The sequence below is a fragment of the Actinoplanes sp. NPDC051633 genome, assembly GCF_040681735.1.
Classification (GTDB): domain Bacteria; phylum Actinomycetota; class Actinomycetes; order Mycobacteriales; family Micromonosporaceae; genus Actinoplanes.
Genome location: NZ_JBFAZH010001040.1, coordinates 1 through 2731, shown reverse-complemented (window position 1 = coordinate 2731; position 2731 = coordinate 1). Strand labels below are relative to the sequence as shown.

3 protein-coding genes and 1 pseudogene are annotated in these 2731 nt (G+C 72.5%); 2 read left to right on the top strand and 2 right to left on the bottom strand.

Annotation, left to right across the window (positions count from 1 at the left end; translation table 11 throughout):
* Nucleotides 1–453, top strand: a pseudogene (locus AB0M20_RS36535) (hypothetical protein); the annotation flags it as partial.
* On the opposite strand, the gene AB0M20_RS36530 reads toward AB0M20_RS36535, so the two are convergent.
* Complete coding sequence (locus AB0M20_RS36530) at nt 380–1198, bottom strand: helix-turn-helix transcriptional regulator (protein WP_364305242.1); 819 nt, start codon at nt 1196–1198, stop codon at nt 380–382. The pseudogene AB0M20_RS36535 and the gene AB0M20_RS36530 overlap by 74 nt on opposite strands.
* Nucleotides 1199–1257: 59 nt before the next feature.
* Between AB0M20_RS36530 and AB0M20_RS36525 the strand changes: the two genes are divergently transcribed.
* On the top strand, nt 1258–1608 hold the full coding sequence (locus AB0M20_RS36525; RefSeq protein ID WP_364305240.1) for a nuclear transport factor 2 family protein: 351 nt from the start codon (nt 1258–1260) through the stop codon (nt 1606–1608).
* Here the strand turns inward: AB0M20_RS36525 and AB0M20_RS36520 are convergent.
* Nucleotides 1583–2551: an RNA polymerase sigma-70 factor gene (locus tag AB0M20_RS36520; protein WP_364305238.1), complete on the bottom strand. Its 969-nt coding sequence runs from the start codon at nt 2549–2551 to the stop codon at nt 1583–1585. The genes AB0M20_RS36525 and AB0M20_RS36520 overlap by 26 nt on opposite strands.
* Nucleotides 2552–2731: the final 180 nt, after the last annotated feature.

Sequence of the window (2731 nt, the reverse complement as noted above, 5' to 3'; positions counted from 1 at the left end):
CGGCTGGCGTTCCTCGTGGAGCGGCGCTGGGCGCCGTACCCGAAGTGGTTCGGCCGGGCCTTCGGCGAGCTGGACCTGGCCGCGGAGCTGTCGCCGCTGCTCGCCGGTGCCCTCTCGGCGGATGGCTGGCGGGACCGGGAAGGTTTTCTTGTCGAGGCGGCGAGTGTCGTCGGCGCCGCGACGAACGCGCTGGGCCTGGCCGAGGCGGTGGATCCGGCGCCGCGGCAGTTCTACGACCGCGACATCCGGGTCGCCGGGGCCGACCGCTTCACCGTCGCGCTGGCGGCGGCGGTGACCGATCCGCAGCTGCGCCGGCTGATCGACGGCCCGGGCCTGCGGCACGGCTCGGTGCCGCGGCTGCCCGGCACGATCGACCAGGTCACCGACTCGACCGACGTGCTGGTCGATCCGCGGCGCTTCCGGGCGGCGGAGCTGCTGCGATGGGCTGACTGAGCAGGGACGCGGTGGCGGCGTCGGCGGGCAGGAACGACTCGATGGCCAGCTCGGCGAGGGTCACGTCGAGGGGGGTGCCGAGCACCGAGGTGATGCTGAAGAAGCTCAGCTCCCGCCCGTCCGCCTCGTAGCGCAGCGGCACCACCAATCCGTCCGGCGTGCCGTGCGCGACCCCGCCGGGCAGGGCGGCCAGCTCGTCGTGCAGCGCCGTGAGGTGCGCGTCGCCGGTCGCGGCGGCCTGCCGGTCGAGCCGGTGCAGGATGTGGGCGCGCCACTCGGGCAGGTTGCGGATCCGCGGGGCCATGCCGTCCGGGTGCAGGGACAGGCGCAGGACGTTGACCGGCGGTTCCAGCAGGCGGGGGTCGGCGCCGGCGATCAGCGGCGCGATCGCCGCGTTCGCGTCGATCATCGTCCAGTGCCGGTCGATCAGGATCGCCGGGTACGGCTCGTGACCGGTCAGGACGTCGCGCAGGGAGGCCAGCACGGTGGCCAGGCGGGGGCCGCGGAGATCGTTCTCGGCGTACGCGGGCGCGAACCCGGCGGCGAGCAGCAACTCGTTGCGCGACCGCAGGGGCACGTCGAGGTGCTCGGCCAGCCGCAGGATCATCTCGCGGGTCGGGCGGGACCGGCCGGTCTCCAGGAACGACAGGTGCCGGGTGGAGACGCCGGCCTGGGCGGACAGGTCGAGCTGGCTCAGCCGCCGCCGGCCGCGCCAGCGCCGCAGCAGCACCCCGACCTCGCTCATCGGCTCACCCTACCTCGGAGGTAATCGTCTTCATTACCTCGCTGGGTGAAGCTGGGCGCATGACAAACACCTTCGACGCGATCGTCACCCAATACCTGGCCGTCTGGAACGAGACCGACCCGGCGGCCCGCCGCAAGGGCGTCGACGAGTTGTTCAGCGCCGACGTCCGCTACATCGACCCGCTGGCCGCGGTCGAGGGCCGCGACCAGCTGGACGCGCTGATCGCCGCCGCGCAGCAGCAGTTCCCCGGCCTGCGGTTCCGGCCCGCCGGGACGGTGGACGGCCACCACGACCAGGTGCGGTTCGGCTGGGAGCTGGGCCCGGTCGTCGGCTTCGACGTGGCCGAGCTGGACGGCGACGGGCGGATCCGCCTCGTGCTGGGCTTCATCGACCGGGCGCCGGCCGGCTGAGCTGTGTTGCTTCCGCCGCTGAGCCTGCGGCACAGCGGCGCAGGGCGGTTTCCCGCGTCATGTGGGTGAGCTTCTCGGGGTTGCGGACGGCGTACAGGCCGGTGACCAGGCCGTCGTCGATGCGGACCGTCACGACGGTGTCCAGCTCGCCGTCGAAGCTGAGGATCAGCGCCGGGCCGCCGTTGACCTGCGCCGGTCGGGTCGACACGACCGGCTGGGAGAGGTGCCGCAGGCCCGCGGCCAGCAGGCGGGACACGGCCACGGCACCGGACACGGGCTTCAGCACGGCCTGCTTGATGCCGCCGCCGTCGCCGAGGAAGACGACGTCGGGCGCGAGGATGTCCAGCAGGCCCTGCAGGTCACCGGTCCGGGTGGCGCGCTGGAAGGCGTCGAGCGCGTCGCGGGCCTGGGCCGGCGACACCGGCCCGCGGGGGCGGCGGGCGGCGACGTGGGCGCGGGCCCGGTGCGCGATCTGGCGGACCGCCGCGGCGCTCTTGTCGACGGCGTCGGCGATCTCGTCGTACTCCAGGCCGAACACCTCGCGCAGCACGAACACGGCCCGCTCGGCCGGGGTGAGCGTCTCCAGCACCAGCATCATCGCGGTCGAGACGTTGTCGGCCAGCTCGATGTCCTCGGCCACGTCGGGGGTGGTGAGCAGCGGCTCGGGCAGCCACGGCCCGACGTAGGACTCCTTGCGGCGCCCGAGGGTCCGCAGTCGGGTGAGCGCCTGCCGGGTGGCGATCCGCACGAGGTAGGCGCGGTGGTTCTGCACGGCGCCGAGGTCGACGCCCGCCCAGCGCAGCCACGTCTCCTGGACCACGTCCTCGGCGTCGGCCGCGGAGCCGAGCATCTCGTAGGCGACGGTGAACAGCAGGCTGCGGTGGGCGAGAAACGCCTCGGTGGCGGGCTCGGTGGCGGGCTCGGTCGGCGACGTGCCGGCCATGGATGCCTCCCCTGTCTGTCGAGGGTCTGCCGACGGGTGTCACCCACGAGATGCCGGCGGGCGCCGCCGTGTGACACCTCGCCGCGGTGGTGTCCTAGAAAGGGCTTAAAATGCAAAATAAAAAGACTACTCATTTTTTGAGTAGCCAGGGAATAGTTTTTGATATATTAAATGAAAGGA

Excerpts from the sequence above, each read along its gene's own strand:
- AB0M20_RS36525 (WP_364305240.1), top strand. The coding sequence starts at position 1,258 with ATGACAAACACCTTCGACGCGATCGTCACCCAATACCTGGCCGTCTGG.
- AB0M20_RS36530 (WP_364305242.1), bottom strand. The coding sequence starts at position 1,198 with ATGAGCGAGGTCGGGGTGCTGCTGCGGCGCTGGCGCGGCCGGCGGCGG.
- AB0M20_RS36520 (WP_364305238.1), bottom strand. The coding sequence starts at position 2,551 with ATGGCCGGCACGTCGCCGACCGAGCCCGCCACCGAGCCCGCCACCGAG.